Genomic DNA, 16916 nt, shown 5'->3' with positions numbered 1-16916 from the left:
TCGGTGACCCGGGGGTCTAGCCGTCGATGGGGAGGTTCATCGCGATGTCGACGACCTGGCGGTCGGTCAGGGTGCCGGTGTAGGCGCGGACGTCGTCCACGTCGCCGCCGAAGTAGTCGACGGCGGCACCCCGGTACTTGGCCCGGCCGATCTGCAGCGCGCCGGCGGCCCAGCCGGTGAATGGACGCTGGTCGACGAGCTGGCCGTTGACGTACAGCCGGATCTCCTTGGCGGGCTCGTCGTACACCCCGGCGAGGTGCGTCCAGGTGTTGAGCACCGAGCAGTCGATCGGCTGGGCCGACGTGGCGTGCGTCATGGTCGAGGTGTCGGTGTCACCGCTGATCGTCGAGAACGCCCAGCGGGGCACCTTGGCGCCGTTCTCGGTGAAGATCCGGTAGCCGAGGTAGAAGCCGCTGTTCCTGGCGCCGTCCTGGCTGAGGGCGGTCATCACGTGGTCGGGCAGCGCGCAGGTGTCGTCGCCGGCCAGACGCGCCCACGCCGTCACGGCGTAGCTGCGGTCGGTCCGGATCGGCGCCGACGGAGTGGACGCGTAGCCGGTGGCGCCGTCGAGGCTCAGCACACCGCCGCCGTCGAAGCCGTCGTCGGACCAGGTGGCGGCGCCGCTGAGCGTCGCGGGCCAGCGTCCGTCGGAGGAGTCGGACGCGGCGCCGCCCGTGCCTTCCTCGAACTTCCACCAGCCGCGCTGCATGGGCGGCTGCTTGGCCAGTGCGGCGATCTCGTTGCCGAGAGCGGGGTCGTTGACCGTGCGCGGGTCGTCGGACAGCTCCCGGTTCCAGACCTTGAGCTCGTCGATGTCACCGGCGAAGTTCTCGATGAACGTGCCGCGCCACTTCATGCGTCCGAGCTGCAGCGGGCCGGTCGCGTCCCAGGGAGCGTAGGGGAAGGAGGCCGGGGCCGACTGGAGTATCCCGTTGACGTACAGACGGAGCTGCCGGTACGGCGCGTCCCATACGCCCACCAGGTGGGTCCATATGCCGGTCAGCGGTTCGGCGTCGCTCACCGTCCGGACGATGGTCTCGGTGTCGGTGTCGGCGTCGTACTTGTTGAAGATCCAGCGCTTGTAGCCGGAGGAGTAGTAGAGCTGGAAGCCCGACCCGTGGGTGGCGGACTGGCTGACCACGGTCGAGTTCTTGCTCTTGTCGGACAGCAGCACCCATGCGCCGACGGTCATGCTCCTGTCGGTGTGCACCACTGGGCCGTCCGTGCTTCCGTACCCGGTGCCGCCGTCCAGGCGGACCCCGCCGCCCACGCGGCCGCCGGCCCACGCGGTGCCTCCGGCGAGTGCCAGGGGGTGCGGCGTCGCCGCGGCGTCGGCCGCCACCGTTCCCGCGCTCTCGTCCAGCCGCCAGTGCCCCACCGGGTCGGATCCGGCCTTGACGTAGAAGCTGTAGACGGCAGGGACCTTGCCGACGTTGCCCGCCCGGTCGACCGGGTAGACGTACAGGGCGTTCAGCCAGTCGTGGCGGGGCGCGACCCGCACGTTGACGGAGGCCTGCCCTGCGGGGATCGTCACCTGGGTCGCGGGGGTGGCCGCGGCCGGGTCTTCGAGCGCGTACCTGAAGGCCGTCACGTCGGTCTCGCCGTCGCCGGGCGCCAGCGTGAAGCCGCCCGCCCGTCCCACGCCGCCCTGCCAGTCGTCGGGGGTGCCGGCCGGGTAGTCGGCCGAGGTCACCTTCGGCAGCTTCGCCGGATCCACGGTGTCGACCGTGAACTCGCACCACTTGCTCCACGCGCTGGAGTCGGTGCCGTCGTAGGCCTTCACCCGGTAGGAGTAGATCTGCCCGGTGGCGAGCTTGGCCAGCTTGACGGAGTGGTCGGTCGCCGAGGTGGTGTACTTGTAGGCGGTCTTCCCTCCGCCGGGCAGGGTCGAGGTGATGTCGTCCCACGCGCCGGTGGCCGTGTCGTAGTGGTGCATGACGAACTCGGCCCGCACTCCGTCGTTCGCCTTGTCCGGGTCGTAGATCCGGGCCTTCAGCTGGAGTGGGTTCTCCACGTCACCGGCGTTGACCGCCGGCCGGGCGGCTCCGGTGACGCAGGGCGTCGCCGGGTAGGTGCCGATGCCCGAGGGCGCCGACGGCGGGGTGTTGTAGTCGATGACGAGCTTCGGCGAGGCGCTGAAGCCCTTCCACCCCCACACGCTGCTGCCCGTGTCGTCGTAGTCCTTCAGGCCGAACGTCGTGTTCGACCAGCCCGACTTGGCGGCCTTGACGATCGCACCGGTCACGTCGAACTCGATGCCCTTGTCCGGGCAGGAGGAGCTGTAACCGGCATCGGCGGAGACGCTGTCCTGCCAGTCGATCCAGGACGGTTGATGGCTCCAGTTCGTCGACGTGGCGATGCCGCCGGTGAGCCAGAGCTGTACAGCCTGCGGGTCGGCGGTGCAGCCCCAGGACTTGGCCTGGGTGATGCGGAACGTCGCCTTGAGGATGTGCTTGCCGTTGACGTTGTCGGAGTCCATCCGGAAGAACGACCGTTTGACGCCGCCGCCGTAGTTGCCCGCCTCCGGCATGTGGCTGGAGTTCCAGTACTCCTGGGAGGGATAGGACTTGTCGACGTATGTCCAGGCCAGCTTTGATCCCGACCACTGCGGGTCGATGTACACCGGATAGGTGGTGTCGGGAGCGGTCAGCAGGTTCTTGTCCGGCGTGAGCGTGATGCGGTCCTGAGCCACCTCGACGCCCATGACCGCCTGTCTGCCCTCGCGTTGCGGCCCGGTCAGCAGAGACGACGACCCGAGCGCCACCCCTGAGGAGTCCCACATGCGTGGCGGGGGCGAGTGGAAGACCTCCGCTCCTCCTTCGGTCACGGCACTCAGGCCGCCGGTCGCCGTCTTGCGCACCGCCAGCCCGTTCGCGCGCATGCCGAAGGCGAGCCTGTCCAGCGCGGGGTCGGCGGCGGCGTCCCTGTTCTTGACCACGAGCACCTCGGAGAAGCCGAGCACCGACGCGGTCACTTTCAGGTCGACGCCCGGGAAGACCTCGCCGTATGTCGCGGTGTCTCCCTCCAGCACCGGCTTCGGCAGGCTCCCCGGCCAGGTCATCCCAATCGAACGCCCGCCCTCCCCGATGGCGGCCAGCGGAGCCGTCCCGCCGCCGGAGAAGGTCAGGTCCAGCGGGGTCGCCACGGTCCGCACGGTCCCGTCGGCCGCGAAGGCCAAGGTCGTGTCGACGTCGGCCCAGCCGCCGCCCCTCCGTACCCGCTCGGGCAGCGCCGAGGTCTCCGAGGTGAACGAGCCGTCGGGGTTGGCGAACACCTGGCGATTCTCCGTACGCAGCGACACCACCTCGATCTGCTGCTTCCTGCTCCGCGCCTGGTCCACGGCCTCCCGCTCGGTCTGTGCGGGCGTGTCCTCTGCCGCCGCCGCGGGAGTCCCGGGGTGCAGGACACCACCGGCGGCCAGGGAGCCGGCCAACAGCGACATGACCACGGCGAGGAGACCGCGGGGGGTGCGGCGGCGCATCAAGCCTCCAGAGATCCTGCGTGACTGCGTTTCCACGGATACTCAGCGGTTCCGACGCGCCGGAGGACGGATGCCGTCCCGATGCGTGCACGCCACATCCCGAGAGGGCCGACGCTCCGAACCGGAACCATTTATAGGAAAAATCGGAAATAAGAGCGTCAACCTGGCGGATGAAGATCGCTGAAACGTTCGCCGTACGGTTTCGCGGTCCTCGTTCCACTTTCGCGGTATACCGGACAGGCGAGGCTTCCCGGTCTTCCGGTGAGGTGCCGCGTACGTCCACGCCAGAGAGGTAAACCCCCGCGGTATGGTGCCGTGCGGATACCGCGGGGGTCGTAGCGGCGGTCAACCGCGCAGGTGATGAGGGACGGGCCCGATCGCGGCTACCATGCGCTGATGCGGCTAAAGGTGCTGTCGTCCCTCAGGCGGCTCGCCGTGATGAACCCTTTCATCGTCGACCTGGTCTTCAGCGTGGTGGTCGCCGGCACCACCGTGGCGTTCGGATTGGTGTTCTCCACGGGCGCCGGTGATCCGGGCTATGCGCAGCGCCCCCTGGACGTCGTCGGTGTGGCGTTGACGCTGCTGGTCAACCTCGTACTGGCCTGGCGGCGGCGCGCACCGCTCACCGTGCTGGCGATCTCCTGCACTGCGGAGGTCGTCTTCCACGCGGCCGGTTACGACTCCAGGCTCAACGCGGTGGCACCGCTGCTGGCGCTCTACACCGTGGCCGGCCGCCGCCCTGCGGCCGTGTCGCTCCCGTGCGCGCTGACCGTGGCGGTCTCCTGGTGGCACGCCGCGATCCTCGCCCCGGACGACTTCGCCTGGCTGAACATCATGCAGGTGAGCGTCATGGTCGCCGTCGCCTGGACGTTCGGCAACAGCACCCGGATGCTGGTGGAGCGCAACAGGCGGCTCGCCGACCTCACCGAACGGCTGCGCCAGGACCAGGAAGACAAGGCGCGGCGCGCCGTCACCGAGGAACGGGTGCGCATCGCCCGTGAGCTGCACGACGTGGTCGCCCACCACATGTCGGTCATCGTGATTCAGGCGGGGCTCGCGCGGTACGTCTTCGGCTCCGACCCTGCCACCGCGCGCGGCGCGCTCACCACCATCGCCGACACCGGCAGCGAGGTCATGGGCGAGATGAGACGGCTGCTGTCGGTCCTGCGCATCGACGTGGACGAGGACGCGGACAGCTACGACCCGGTGCCCGGTCTGCAACGGCTCGAACAGCTGGTGGAACGGGTGCGCTCGGCGGGTGCGCCGGTGGAAGTGGCGATCACCGGCTCGGCACGTCCGCTGGCCCCCGGAATCGACCTGTGCGCCTACCGGGTGGTTCAGGAATGCCTCACCAACGTGCTGAAACACGCGGGCCCGGCGACGGCGTGGGTCTCGCTCGACTACGGCGCCACCGAGCTGGAGCTTCGCGTCACCGACGACGGATGCGGGGTGGCGGTCACCCCCGAGGAGGACGGTCACGGCTTGATCGGTATGCGAGAACGCGTCAAGCTCTACAAGGGAACGGTCACGGCCGGATCGAAGCCGTCAGGCGGATTCGAGGTCGTGGTCACCCTGCCCCTGTCGTCCCCGGGCCCCGACGATCAGCCCCTCTAGCCACGCGGTGAGCCGAACGCATGATCAAGGTACTTGTCGTCGACGATCAGATCCTCATCCGGGCCGGCCTGGCGGCGCTGATCCGCGCCGTACCCGACCTCGACGTCGTCGGCGAGGCGGCGACCGGTGAGGAGGCCGTCGGCCTGGCGGCGGCCACCCGCCCCGACGTGATCCTGATGGACATCAGGATGCCGGGCATGAACGGCGTCACGGCGACCGAGCGCATCCTCGCCGCAGCGAACGACCACCGGCCCCGGGTGCTCATCCTGACCACCTTCGACCTCGACGAGTACGTCTACGACGCGCTACGCGTCGGCGCGTCGGGGTTCCTCCTCAAGGACACCCCGCCCGAACGGCTCATCGCCGCCATTCACACCATCGCGTCCGGCGACATGCTCTTCGCGCCCAGCATCACCCGGCGCCTGATCGAGGCCTACACCCGCCACCCCGGCCCGGCCGCCGCCCGGCCCTCTCCCGAGCTGGACGTCCTCACCGCCCGCGAGACCGAGGTGCTCAAGCTGGTCGGGCATGCGCTGTCCAATACCGAGATCGCCGCCCGCCTGTTCGTCAGCGAGGCCACCGTCAAGACCCATCTCAACCGTGCCATGACGAAACTCAACCTCGGAAGCCGTGCCCAGGTGGTGGCACTGGCGTACGAATTCGGCCTCGTCATCCCCGGCCAGGAGGCCCCGTCCCATGCGTGACCGCAACCGAGCCCCCACGGTGGCCGGCGAGGGGGCTCGATCGGCCGCCGCTCAGCTCTTCCGGCGGGCGTGCCAGTTGAGGTAGGCGACGCAGAGCAGCGTGGAGCCGTACTGCGCCTCGGCGGCGTGGTCGTCGTAGACCGCGCGGGCGTGGGTGAAGAGGGTCTCGTCCCACTGGGCCACCGGCATCCAGCGGGGAGCCTGGAGATACTGCCCGGCGGTGGCCAGGGCGCCGGTGCCGTCGACCCGGACGAGGGTGGTCGTCACGCCGTTGTCGGAGGTCGCGAGGTTCTTCGTGTAGGTGCGGGCGAAGCGCTCCATGTCGCGGCCCTGGTAGTGGATCTTCTGGCGGAAGGCCAGCGCGGCGAACTCGACGTCGATCGCGCCGTGGCTGAGGTCCTCGACCTGCTGGGCGCCCTTGCCCGGCGAGCCGTACGACGGGGTGTACTCGGAGACGTCGTCGGCCTTGGTGTAGCCGTTGTACATCTTGCCGAACGTCGGCCAGTACGGCCAGACGTAGGCGTCGTCCGCGTCGACCTTCAGGTCCCCGGCGAACGCGCGGGCCAGCCGGCGGGTGCGGTCCAGGTAGGTGGGGTCGCCGGTCGCCACGGCCAGCTCGGCGTAGGTCTGGCCCAGTCCGAGGCTCTGGTTGGTGGGCTGTTCCGTGCCGTCGTAGGGGACGGGCATCCCCTTGGGCCAGATGAAATGACCGAGCCCCGCGTCGTTCTGCACCCACTCGCGGTCGTGGACGGCCGCGGCGGCCCGGACGGCTGCGAGATACTCGTCGGCCTTGGCCTTGTAGCGCCGGTCCCGGCGCAGGTCCGGGGTGCGGTAGACGATCCGCACGAACGACGCCAGCGGATAGGTGATCATGCCGGTGTGCACGGAGAAGTGCGCCGACCCGGCGGCCAGCTTGGTCGCCCCCAGGGCGGGGATCGGCCCCGCGGCCGGCGAGTCCCTGAGGTCGCGGACGGTCACCATGGTCGCCGACGGGTAGGCGTCGAGGACGCGGCGCACCGCGTAGTCGGGGCTGGCCGGGTCCATGCTGAGGTCGGCGAAGGTGGACACCTTGGCCTTCGGGGTGTTGGCCACCTCAAGGGTGAACCGGTCCTCGCTCGTGCCCGCCCGGACGGTCGCGACGGCGTCGTCGACATTGGCCAGCGCGCTGCGCACCTCCAGCAGCGGCTGCCCGGCCGGATCGAGCAGGGTGCCGCCGCCGGCGGTGTAGCTCCGGTTGCGCCAGACGGGCAGCGAGAGGCCGCGGTAGTCGGTCACGCCCCGCTCCGAGTCGCGCATGCCCAGCATGAGGTCGGCGTTGTGGATGAGCCGGTCCAGGTAGGAGGTGTCCTTGTAGGCCTCGTACATCCGGATGAAGGCGGCGAGCGCGTAGGACTGCCCCCAGCCCAGGCCGCCCTGCTCGTTGTGGTCGGTCGGCTGGCCGACGGCGCCGCTCGCGTGGAAGACCTTGTCGAACAGGTCGAAGGTCTCCTTGGACGTGTAGTCGTAGCCCGCGGCGGCGCGAGCCGTACCTGTGGCGCCGAGAACTCCCAGAGCGAGGGCTCCCACTGTGAATTGCCTGCGTGACAGCATTGTTCAACCACCTCTCGCGCGACGTCAGCCCTTGACCGCGCCGCGCATGCCTTCGAGTACGTGACGTTGCATGATCATGAAGAAGATGACGACGGGCAGGATCGAGATGACGGTTCCGGCGGCGAGGCTGCGGACGTCGGTGCCGGTGACGCCCGCGAGGTAGGAGATCCCCAGCGCGATCGGGTACATCGCGGAGTCCTTCAGCACGACCATCGGCCAGATGAAGCTGTTCCAGACCGAGATGAAGCCGAAGATGCCGAGGATCGCCAGGGTGGGACGCGCGGCGGGCAGCATGACGTGCCAGAAGATCCTCAGCTCGTGACAGCCGTCGGTGCGGGCGGCGTCGATGACCTCGCGCGGCACGCCCGCGAAGGTCTGGCGGAGCAGGAAGATCCCGAAAGCGGACAGCAGTCCCGGCAGGATCACGCCCGCGTAGGTGTCGGCCATGCCGAGCTGCGAGACCACCAGGAAGCGGGGGAGGAGCATGACCTCGCCCGGCAGGAACATCGTCGACAGGATGGCGAAGAAGATGAGGTTCTTGCCGCGGAAGTTCGCCTGGGCGAGCGGGTAGGCGCACAGTGCGGAGACGATGATGTGCGCGGGCACCATCACGCCGACGTAGATGACCGAGTTGAGCAGGTAGCTCAGGTAGGGGATGGTCGTCCATGCCTCCTTCACCCAGGTCAGGACCGGGGGCCGGGGAATGATGTCGGGCGGGAAGGAGAACACGGCCTGACCGGCGGGTTTGAAGGCCGCCGAGAGCAGGATCAGGAACGGGCCGACGAAGACGAGGGCGATCGCGGTCAGCAGGACGTACATGCCCGCGCGCCGCAGCCAGAAGGCGAGCTTCGGCGTCATGGCGTGACCGTCCTTCCCTTGGTGATCCGGTAGTTGGCGAGCGCCATGAGGACCAGAAGGATCCATAGGACGAGGCCCATTGCGCTGGCGTAACCCATGTCGTACTTCTGGAAGGCCGCCGACCAGATGTAGTAGCCGAGCGTGAGGGTGGAGTCCTGGGGGCCGCCCTGGGTCATCACGTAGACGGACGTGAAGACCTGCATCGCCTCGAGCATCTCCATGGTCAGCGTGACCGCGATATAGGGGACGATCAGCGGGACCGTGATGTGGCGCAGCCGGTGCCAGGCCGAGGCGCCGTCGACCTTGGCGGCCTCGTAGAGGTTCGTGGGGATGGTCTGCAGCCCGGCGAGATAGACCATCATGAAGACGCCCATGCTCTTCCAGCCCTCGACGAGGACGAGGGCTGGAAGAGCCCACACGGGGTCGAGGAGATACTGGATCGGCTGGTCGAGGATGCCGAAGCCGGTGAGGATCCAGTTGAGCACGCCCTGCTGGTTGAAGACGTACTCCCAGGCGACGCCGACCGCGACCATCGAGGTAACGACGGGCAGGTAGTAGAGCATCCGGAACGTCTTGATGCCCGGCAGCTTCTGGTTGAGGAGTACGGCAAGCAGCAGCGGGATGACGACGAGCAGCGGGAACATCCCCACCAGGAACAGCAGCGAATTGCCCAGGCCGGTCCAGAACCTGTCGTCGCTCGCGAGCCGGGCGAAGTTGTCCAGGCCGACGAAGATCGGCTGGGAGATCGCATCCCACTTGAAGAACGACAGCTGGATCGCGGTGACCGCCGGCCATGCGAAGAAGACCCCGAACAGGATCAGAGCCGGCAGTGAGAACAGGTAAGGCGTATACCAGCGTTGCCCCGGCAGCCTGCCGGGCTGCGGCGCTCGGACATTGCGTTTGCGGCCACGCCGCATCGGGGCCGCCGAAGGCGCGTGGCTCTCTTGTACGTGTGTGGCCATCGGCGCTAACACCCTTCAGCGCGAATTTGTGAGGGCCGTAGATTAGATAACGGCAGGCCAGAATTCCGGGAGCGTATCTTTGCCGATTCCCGTTCGTCAAGGGTTGACGGGCTGACCGGATGAGTGATGAGGGAGCTGAAACCGGGGGCTTGACGGGTCCCGGTCGGACTGACATTGTGCCGAAAGAATGATTTAAGGACGGCCGCAATTCAGGAGGCTCGGAATGACTCCACCCAGGACGGCGTTAGCGGCAGGACTGCTGGCGCTGGCGGTGCTCACCACCGGTTGCGTGGCGGGCACCACCGAAGACACCCCCTCCTCCGCGGCCGACCAGCCGTTCGAGGGTGAGGTCGAATTCTGGACGATCAACCTGAAGAAGAACTTCAACGACTACGTCACCGGGCTGATCACCCAGTACCAGAAGGAACACCCCAAGGTCACCGTCAAGTGGGTGGACGTGCCCGGCCAGGACAGCGCGACCAAGCTGCTCGCGGCCATGGCCAGCGGCGACGTGCCTGACGCGGTCAACCTGGGCTCTCCCGACCTCGGCAGGTTCATCCCGTCGCTGGCGCCGATGGACGACTACTTCAAGCCGGCGGAGCTCGCCGACTTCCAGCCGAACCTGGTGGAGCCGCTGCGCCAGGACGGCAAGCTCTACGGAGTGCCCTGGTACAACGGCGGCGCCCCGGTGGCGATGTACCGCAAGTCGGTCGTGTCCAAGGCCGGCTTCGACGAGAAGGCGCCGCCGAAGACCTACGACGAGGCGCTGGCCCTGGCGGCCAAGGTCTACGACGACACCAAGGTCTACGGCATCAACGAGATCCCCGGGCCGTCCGTCGTCTCCGTGCTGCGCTACTACGGGGTCACGCTGCTGTCGGAGGACAAGAAGAAGGCGGCGTTCAACACCCCCGAGGTCGCCGAGATCATCGAGAAGTTCAAGAAGAGCTACGACGAGCACGGCATCGCGCCGGGCTCCGTCTCCAAGGACGTCCGCGCCCTCCCGCAGAGCCTCGACAACGGCCAGATCGCCTTCACGGCCAGCGCCAACGGCGCGACCCTGGTCAACATCCAGAAGAACGCCCCGGACATCTACAAGGACCTCGTCGTCACCGAGCCCGTCCAGACGGCCAGCGGCGGCTATCTGCTCAACGCCCAGCAGACGTTCACCATCCCCAAGGCCTCCAAGCACAAGAAGGCGGCGGCCGAGTTCATCAAGTTCTTCACCAACGGCGCCAACCAGCTCGCCTTCTGCAAGATCGTGCCGATCTACCCGTCGACGATCTCCTCGACGAAGGACGCCTTCTTCGCCGGCGCCGGTGGCACCGATCCGGTGGACGTCGCCCGCGAGGTGATCGTCAAGGGACTGCCGAAGCTGGAGTACACCCCGATGGGCACGGCCAAGGACACCGAGCTCGCCGAGTCCCTGGCGGAGGAGATCCGCGCCGTGTTCCAGGGACAGAAGAGCGTGAAGGACGCGCTCGACACAGCAGAGAAGAATTGGAATGACGCTCTTGTCTAAGCTGCGAGTCGGCATCGTAGGTGCCGGGATCATGGGTCGCGGGCATGCCGAGGTGCTGGCGGCCCATCCGCACGCCGAGATCACCGCCGTGGCCAGCCGTACCCGGGAGCACGCGGAGGAACTGGCCGGGCGGGTGGGAGCCGCCGTCTACCCCGACTACCAGGAGCTGCTGGCCTCGGGCACGGTCGACGCGGTGTCGATCACCACCCCCGACCACCTGCACGCCGATGTGATGGTGGCGGCGGCCGAGGCGGGCGTCCACATCCTGGTGGAGAAGCCGTTCACCACGACGGTGGCCGACGCCGACCGCGCGCTGGCCGCGATCCGGCGTGCGGGCGTGGTCGCGATGTGTCTGTTCAACCACCGCTGGGTGCCCGCCTACGCCCAGGCCAAGGACCAGATGTCCCTGCTGGGGGAGGCGGTCGTGGGCTACGCGAGGAAGAACGACACGATCTACGTGCCCACCGAGATGATCGGCTGGGCGGATCAGACGACCTGCGCCTGGTTCCTGTCCAGCCACGACATCGACCTGGTGACGTGGTTGTTCGACGACGAGGTGGTCGAGGTCTTCGCGACGGCCCGTTACGGCAAGCTCCGGGCGATGGGTGTCGACACCCCGGACGCCATGCAGATCCAGGCCCGGTTCAGCCGGGGCGCCACGGCCACGTTCGAGTCGGCCTGGATCTATCCCAACACCTTCCCGACCATGGTCGACAGCTACATCACGGTGGTCGGAGAGGACGGCGTGGTCCAGCTCGACCGGCAGCGGGAGAACATCCAGCTCGCCACCGACAAGGGCTACACCTACCCGCGGAACATGCTCCAGCGCGTCGTCCACGGCATCCCGGCCGGCGCCTACCGCGACGCCATCGAGCACTTCGTGCACTGCGCCCGGACGGGAAGCGAGCCGTTGATCACGGTGGAGAGCTCCCGCCACGTCACCGCGGTGCTCGCCGCCGCGCACGAGTCCGCGCGAACGGGCCTGCCGGTGAAGATCGTGGGGAGGGACTGACGTGCAGTCCGTGGAGAGACCGCCGCACATCGATCCCGTGCGGATGCGGCACATCACCGATGAGGACCTGCTCGCCGCGACCGGGACCGCGACAGTGGAGGAGCTGCGCCGCCATCTGTCCACCAGGACCGGGCCCCGGCCCGTGTTCGACGTCGTCCGCTGGGCCGCGGGCATGTCGGGGACGGAGACCGCCGCGCAGGCCGTCGCCGCCGCCGACGAGCTCCTCGGCACCGAGGTCGACTTCCTGGACAAGGGCCGCGGGCGGTCGAGGCTCTACGGGTTCCACTACCTGAGGTGGATGTCGCCCCTGGTCTCGGCCTACGCGCTGACCGGCGACCCGGCCTACGCCAAGGAGTGGGACCGGCTGTTCGGCCAGTGGTACGACAGCCGCGACCAGGTGGTCGGCGACTGGCCCGGTCTCGACGTCGTCTGGTACTCCCTCGGTGTCTGGTCGCGCTCCTCCCTGATCACCCAGGCCCTGGCGGTCTTCGGTGAGGAGCCCGCGCTCAGCCGCGAGGGCTGGCTGCGGATGGTGAAGACCGTCCTCGGCGGTGCCCGCTGGGCGGCCGAGGAGCACGACGAGTTCCGGCAGGGCAACTGGCAGTTCGCGTGCGCCTCCGAGCTCCTGCACGTCGCCGCGGTCTTCCCCGAGTTCGACGAGGCGAGCCGTTGGGCGGACATCGCCAAGGCGCGGATCCTCGACCACCTCGAACTCGACGTGCGGGCCGACGGCGGGCACCACGAGCGCTCTCCCGGCTATCACAGCATGTGCGTCGAGGCCGTCCAGCGGGCCGCCGTCATCGGCGAGCAGTACCTCGGCTGGGACCTCGCCGCCCACCCGCGCGTCCGGGCCATGCACGACTGGTACGTCGCGCTCGTCACCCCCGCCGGGTGGATTCCCCACCTGCAGGACAGCGGCCTGTACTGGCCCGCCTCGCACCTGCTGCGCGGCCACTACCTGCTCGGCGACCCCGGTTACGAGACGCTCGCCCGGCGCTGGCTCTCACCCGAGCAGGTGCGCAGTGAGCTGGCGTGGTTGCCGCCCCGCCCGGACGGCACGCCCGTGTCCGCGCCCGCGCCGGCGAGCGAGCCCGATGCCTCCTCCCGCACCCTGGACACCAGCCGATACGCGGTCTTCCGTACCGGCTGGGAGCCCGACGCGCTGCACACCGTGGTGAACTACGGGCCGTTCATCGGCCACGAGCTGGAGCCGCACAGCCACCACGCGGCGCTGGACTTCGTGCTGTCCGGCTGGGGCGTGCCGCTGGCCTGGGAGGCGGGCGGTCCTCCGTCCTACGACGATCCCGGCTACTACGACTGGTTCCAGGCGACCCGCGGGCACAACACGGTGCTTCTGCCGGGCGAGGAGTTCGTCGCCGACCGGGACGCCACCTGTGACACGTTCGCGGCCCTGCCGCACGTGGACGTGTTCGCCGGCCACCACCACGGCTACCCCAGGAGGCACGACCGGCGGATCGTCTTCGTCCGTGAATCCCCGTCGTACTGGCTGGTGACCGACGAGATCGAGGACGGCCCGGAGGCCGTCTGGCAGGTGCACGGCCGCTCGCCCTGGACGGAACACGCCGGGGGACACGCCAACGTTCAGGCACCCGGGCTCTACGTCGTGCCCGCCGATCCCGAGGCGGTCACCGGCGTCCTGCACGGCAGCGGGCCGAGCCGGATCCCCGACCCCGCGACCAGGACCGCCGAGTACGGCGAGATCCACACCCTCGGCCTGCGCCAGCGGGCCGGAACGTTCACGGTCGGCCTCTTCCCCTACGCCGAAGGCCCTCCGGTGGTCCGGCTGCACGGCGGCGAGATCTCCCTCGACGGCGTCGTCGACGCCTTCTCGGGTCACCAGTGGACGCGCTGCGACACCGAGGGCGTCCTGCTCGCCGCCGCCTGCTGGGGCCCCTCCCTCGTCCACGACGGGGTCGCCCTGGTCGAGGCCCGGGGACTGGTCGCGGCCGACGTCACCTACCGCGGGGGATTCGCCGCGGTGGTGGACACCGACCGGTGCACCGAGCTGACGGTCCACGCCCCCGGCGTGACCAGGCTGGCGCTCAACGGGGTACGGCTGCGCCCGGGCCTCACGGTCACCCTCCCGGCGTCCGGCCGCTGGCACCTGGAGGCATTGGCCGATGAGTAGCCGAGGACATGTGCTGATCGACGCCGACGCGATGCTGGGCCGCCATCCCGCGCGCGACGTCGGCGCGGGCACCGTCGCGGAGGCGCTGGCCGGGATGGACCGCTTCGGCATCTCCGAGGCGCTGGTCGGGCACATGCTGTCGTGGCTGCACGACCCCCGCACCGGCAACCGGGCACTGCTGGAGCTGGTCGCCGGCCAGCCCCGGCTGCACCCGTGCTGGGTGATGCTCCCCGACACCTGCGGAGAGATGGGCACCCCGGCGGAGTTCGTGACCGCAGCCCTGGAGGGCGGGGTCCGCGCGGTGCGCGCGTACCCCGTCGACCACGGCTACGACCTCGCGGGCGTGGACGCGGCGCCGGTGCTCGACGCGGTCGCCGAGGCCGGGCTCCCGCTGCTTCTCGACGCAGCCCAGACCACGTGGCCGCAGGTGGAGGCGATCTCCGCGGCTCGTCCGCACCTCGCGATCGTGGTCGGCGGGCTCGGCTACCGCGTCCTGCGCCAGGCGGCCGGTGTCCTGGCCCGCACCGAGAACGTCCACCTGGGGCTGGCCAACCTCTCCTCGCACTGCGGTCTGGAGTGGCTCGTCGAGCGGTTCGGCGAGAAACGGCTGGTCTTCGGCACCGGCGCACCCACCCGTGACCCGGCGGAGGCGGTCACCCGGCTGCTCTGGTCGGAGCTCGGCGACGGCGCGGTGGCGGCGATCGGCGCGGGCAACCTGCGGAGCCTGCTCCGCGAGAAGGCGAGAGTAGCTTGAACCCCCTCACGTCCGCCCTCTGGGAGCGCCGTCCCCAGCACGGTCTGCGGATCGTCGACGCGCACGCGCACGCCGGGCCGTACAGCCTGTTCTTCATTCCCGAGGCGGGGCCGGCGGGGATGGTCAGGGTGATGGACCGGTGCGGGGTGGCGCACGCCGTCCTCTCCAGCCACCTGGCGATCCAGCTCGACGCCGCGGCGGGCAACGCGGCGACCGCCGCGGTCGTCGACCACGCCCCGGACCGGTTCACCGGCTACCTGACCGTCAACCCGTGGCAGGACCCGGTGGGGGAGATCGAGAAGTGGGGTGACGACCCCCGTTTCGGGGGCATCAAGCTCCACCCGGACCTCCACATCTACCCGCTCACGGGACCGAGGTACGCGCCGGTGTGGGAGTTCGCGCAGCGCACCGGCTGCCCGGTGCTCACACATACCTACGACGGCTCGGCCTACAACGACCTGCCCATGGTGGAGGAGACGGCCATCCGGTATCCGGACGCGGTGATCCTCGCCGGGCACGCGGGCGCCACCCCGTTGGGGTTCGACACGGCCATCGAGGTGGCGCAGCGCCACCCGGGGGTGGTGCTGGAGGTGTGCGGTTCGTACAACACCGGTGCCGACCTCGCCCGCATGGTGCGTGAGGTCGGTCCGCGGCAGGTGGTGTTCGGCTCGGACTTCCCGTTCATCGATCTCCGGATGTCGCTCGGACGGGTAGTCTTCAGTGATCTTAGTGACGACGCCAGAGCCGCCGTGCTCGGTGGCACGATGACTGACCTGCTTCAGTGGCGAGACCGCACCAGACAAGCACGTTCCAGTCAGGTGATCGCACCCTGAGCGCGATTTATGATCCCGGTGGGGGCGACTCGGATAAGGAGTGACAACGGTCATGGAGCGGCTACGGTCCGAGACGCGGTCCAGGGTGACGATCGGCGTCGTGGGGCCGCACGACCTGGTCGAGCAGATCATGTCGATCGGGGCGGATCTGCCCGCGGCCGCAGACTGGCGGCTGGTCGGCGCGCCGCACGCGGAGGAGCACGAGACATACGAGAAGTTCTGCAAGATCGCTGACAGCATCGACGTCGTCCTCTTCACCGGGCCGCTCCAGCACGACCTGGCCCGGCAGTCGGGTGAGCTGCCGGTGCCCGCGACGTTCGTCCCGGTCAACGGCTCCGGCCTCTACTCCAGCCTGCTGCGGGGCGTGCTCAGCCACGGCATCGACCCGGCCAGGGTGAGCATCGACTCGATCTCCGCCGCGGACGTGCACGAGGCCTACGGCGAGATCGGCGTGAGCACCGACCACGTCCACCTGTCGGAGTACGACCAGCCGGAGTCGGCGCGCGGCTTCATCGGCTTCCACGAGAAGCTCTACCGGCAGGGGGCCACGACCGCAGCGCTGACCACGATCAGGACCGTGGCCAAGAAGCTGACCGCCGCCAAGGTGCCCGTGCTGCGGATGCTGCCGACCCCGCACACGTTGCGGCTCGCGCTCAACACCGCGGCGCTCCTCGGGGCGGGCAGTCGGCTGGAGGAGTCGCAGATCGCCATCGTCCTGGTGGAGCTGGCGGCCTCGGCCCGGCCCAGCTACTCGGGGCCGGGCAACTACTGGCAGCAGGAACTGAAGCTCTCGCTGCAACAGGCGTTGCTGGCCGACGCCAGGCTGATGGGCGCCACCGTGGTCCCGCGTGACGAGAACAGCTACGTGGTCACCGCCACCGTCGGCTCGCTCTCGCAGGCCACCGACGGCTTCCGGGTCGCGCCCTTCATGGACCGGATCCGCACCGACGTGGGGATCGCGGTCGAGGTCGGCATCGGCCTGGGCAACACGGCCCGGGACGCCGATTCCAACGCGATGCTCGCCGTGGAGAAGGCACGCAACGCCGAGGCCACCGCGGCCTTCCTCGTCGGCCTGGACGGAACGGTGCTGTCCCTGCCGCTGCGCCAGCGCCGCAGGGCCGAGCCGGCGAGCGAGCCCGCGGTGATCTCGAAGGCGGCGAAGGTCCTGGAGCGGCTGGTCGAGGGGCTCGGCGACGGACCCGAGGCGATGGTGGTGGACGCCGAGATCGTGGCGGACGTCCTGTCGATCGCCCCGCGCAGCGCGCGCCGGGTCCTGCAGGGCCTGGTGGAGGAGGGCCTGGCCTGGCCCATGCCGACCGTGCGCGCGGCGCAGGCCGGACGTCCGCGGCAGCCGTACCGGCTGGTGATGGAGCGGTCGCTCCGTTAGGTCCTCGTCGGCAAGGACCTGGTGGCACGGTTGCGGCTCACCCCCATATGCGT

Annotated in this window: 12 protein-coding genes; 8 read left to right on the top strand and 4 right to left on the bottom strand. The window is 69.4% G+C overall.

Annotated elements, in window-relative coordinates:
- Positions 1-16: 16 nt before the first annotated feature.
- Complete coding sequence (locus OHA77_RS06170) at positions 17-3481, bottom strand: LamG-like jellyroll fold domain-containing protein (protein WP_406316749.1); 3465 nt, start codon at positions 3479-3481, stop codon at positions 17-19.
- 396 nt (positions 3482-3877) lie between these two features.
- Between OHA77_RS06170 and OHA77_RS06165 the strand changes: the two genes are divergently transcribed.
- Both OHA77_RS06165 and OHA77_RS06160 read left to right on the top strand, forming a co-directional pair.
- Positions 3878-5095 carry a sensor histidine kinase gene (locus OHA77_RS06165; protein WP_406316747.1) on the top strand — a complete coding sequence of 406 codons (1218 nt, stop codon included), beginning with the start codon at positions 3878-3880 and terminating at the stop codon, positions 5093-5095.
- Positions 5096-5115: 20 nt separating this feature from the next.
- On the top strand, positions 5116-5799 hold the full coding sequence (locus OHA77_RS06160) for a response regulator (RefSeq protein ID WP_406316745.1): 684 nt from the start codon (positions 5116-5118) through the stop codon (positions 5797-5799).
- 51 nt (positions 5800-5850) lie between these two features.
- Here the strand turns inward: OHA77_RS06160 and OHA77_RS06155 are convergent, their stop codons facing one another.
- From OHA77_RS06155 to OHA77_RS06145, 3 genes are read right to left on the bottom strand one after another with little or no spacing between them, the layout of a single operon-like run.
- On the bottom strand, positions 5851-7365 hold the full coding sequence (locus tag OHA77_RS06155; protein WP_406316744.1) for a hypothetical protein: 1515 nt from the start codon (positions 7363-7365) through the stop codon (positions 5851-5853).
- A 48-nt stretch (positions 7366-7413) separates the two neighbouring features.
- Entirely contained in the window at positions 7414-8247 is an 834-nt protein-coding gene (locus OHA77_RS06150; RefSeq protein WP_326821633.1) for a carbohydrate ABC transporter permease, read from the bottom strand.
- Positions 8244-9209, bottom strand: coding sequence for a sugar ABC transporter permease (locus tag OHA77_RS06145; protein ID WP_326821634.1), 966 nt, complete (start codon positions 9207-9209; stop codon positions 8244-8246). Before OHA77_RS06145 ends, OHA77_RS06150 begins: the two co-directional genes overlap by 4 nt.
- A 223-nt stretch (positions 9210-9432) precedes the next feature.
- Here OHA77_RS06145 and OHA77_RS06140 point away from each other — a divergent pair, with 223 nt between their 5' ends.
- The 6 genes from OHA77_RS06140 to OHA77_RS06115 are packed head-to-tail and all read left to right on the top strand — an operon-like array spanning position 9433 to position 16863.
- Positions 9433-10728, top strand: coding sequence for an extracellular solute-binding protein (locus tag OHA77_RS06140; protein WP_326821635.1), 1296 nt, complete (start codon positions 9433-9435; stop codon positions 10726-10728).
- A 31-nt stretch (positions 10729-10759) separates the two neighbouring features.
- Positions 10760-11740: a Gfo/Idh/MocA family protein gene (locus tag OHA77_RS06135; RefSeq protein ID WP_406316741.1), complete on the top strand. Its 981-nt coding sequence runs from the start codon at positions 10760-10762 to the stop codon at positions 11738-11740.
- Between the two features lies 1 nt (position 11741).
- Positions 11742-13889, top strand: coding sequence for a heparinase II/III family protein (locus OHA77_RS06130; protein ID WP_406316740.1), 2148 nt, complete (start codon positions 11742-11744; stop codon positions 13887-13889).
- Positions 13882-14643: an amidohydrolase family protein gene (locus OHA77_RS06125; protein WP_406316739.1), complete on the top strand. Its 762-nt coding sequence runs from the start codon at positions 13882-13884 to the stop codon at positions 14641-14643. The genes OHA77_RS06130 and OHA77_RS06125 overlap by 8 nt, the downstream gene beginning before the upstream one ends.
- The gene (locus OHA77_RS06120; protein ID WP_406316738.1) at positions 14640-15476 is read left to right on the top strand and encodes an amidohydrolase family protein; all 837 of its coding nucleotides are present in this window, start codon (positions 14640-14642) and stop codon (positions 15474-15476) included. Before OHA77_RS06125 ends, OHA77_RS06120 begins: the two co-directional genes overlap by 4 nt.
- A 52-nt stretch (positions 15477-15528) precedes the next feature.
- Positions 15529-16863, top strand: coding sequence for a GTP cyclohydrolase IIa (locus tag OHA77_RS06115; RefSeq protein ID WP_326821640.1), 1335 nt, complete (start codon positions 15529-15531; stop codon positions 16861-16863).
- Positions 16864-16916: the final 53 nt, after the last annotated feature.

Source organism: Streptosporangium sp. NBC_01639, assembly GCF_045209755.1.
GTDB lineage: Bacteria > Actinomycetota > Actinomycetes > Streptosporangiales > Streptosporangiaceae > Streptosporangium.
Note: the sequence above shows the minus strand (reverse complement) of the source record. Positions and strands in the feature narration are given on the sequence as shown.

What these genes read in the sequence shown, in the direction of transcription:
- OHA77_RS06150 (WP_326821633.1), bottom strand. Translation starts at nt 8,247, where the DNA reads ATGACGCCGAAGCTCGCCTTCTGGCTGCGGCGCGCGGGCATGTACGTC.
- OHA77_RS06140 (WP_326821635.1), top strand. Translation starts at nt 9,433, where the DNA reads ATGACTCCACCCAGGACGGCGTTAGCGGCAGGACTGCTGGCGCTGGCG.
- OHA77_RS06165 (WP_406316747.1), top strand. Translation starts at nt 3,878, where the DNA reads ATGCGGCTAAAGGTGCTGTCGTCCCTCAGGCGGCTCGCCGTGATGAAC.
- OHA77_RS06160 (WP_406316745.1), top strand. Translation starts at nt 5,116, where the DNA reads ATGATCAAGGTACTTGTCGTCGACGATCAGATCCTCATCCGGGCCGGC.
- OHA77_RS06125 (WP_406316739.1), top strand. Translation starts at nt 13,882, where the DNA reads ATGAGTAGCCGAGGACATGTGCTGATCGACGCCGACGCGATGCTGGGC.
- OHA77_RS06145 (WP_326821634.1), bottom strand. Translation starts at nt 9,209, where the DNA reads ATGGCCACACACGTACAAGAGAGCCACGCGCCTTCGGCGGCCCCGATG.
- OHA77_RS06115 (WP_326821640.1), top strand. Translation starts at nt 15,529, where the DNA reads ATGGAGCGGCTACGGTCCGAGACGCGGTCCAGGGTGACGATCGGCGTC.
- OHA77_RS06170 (WP_406316749.1), bottom strand. Translation starts at nt 3,481, where the DNA reads ATGCGCCGCCGCACCCCCCGCGGTCTCCTCGCCGTGGTCATGTCGCTG.
- OHA77_RS06135 (WP_406316741.1), top strand. Translation starts at nt 10,760, where the DNA reads ATGGGTCGCGGGCATGCCGAGGTGCTGGCGGCCCATCCGCACGCCGAG.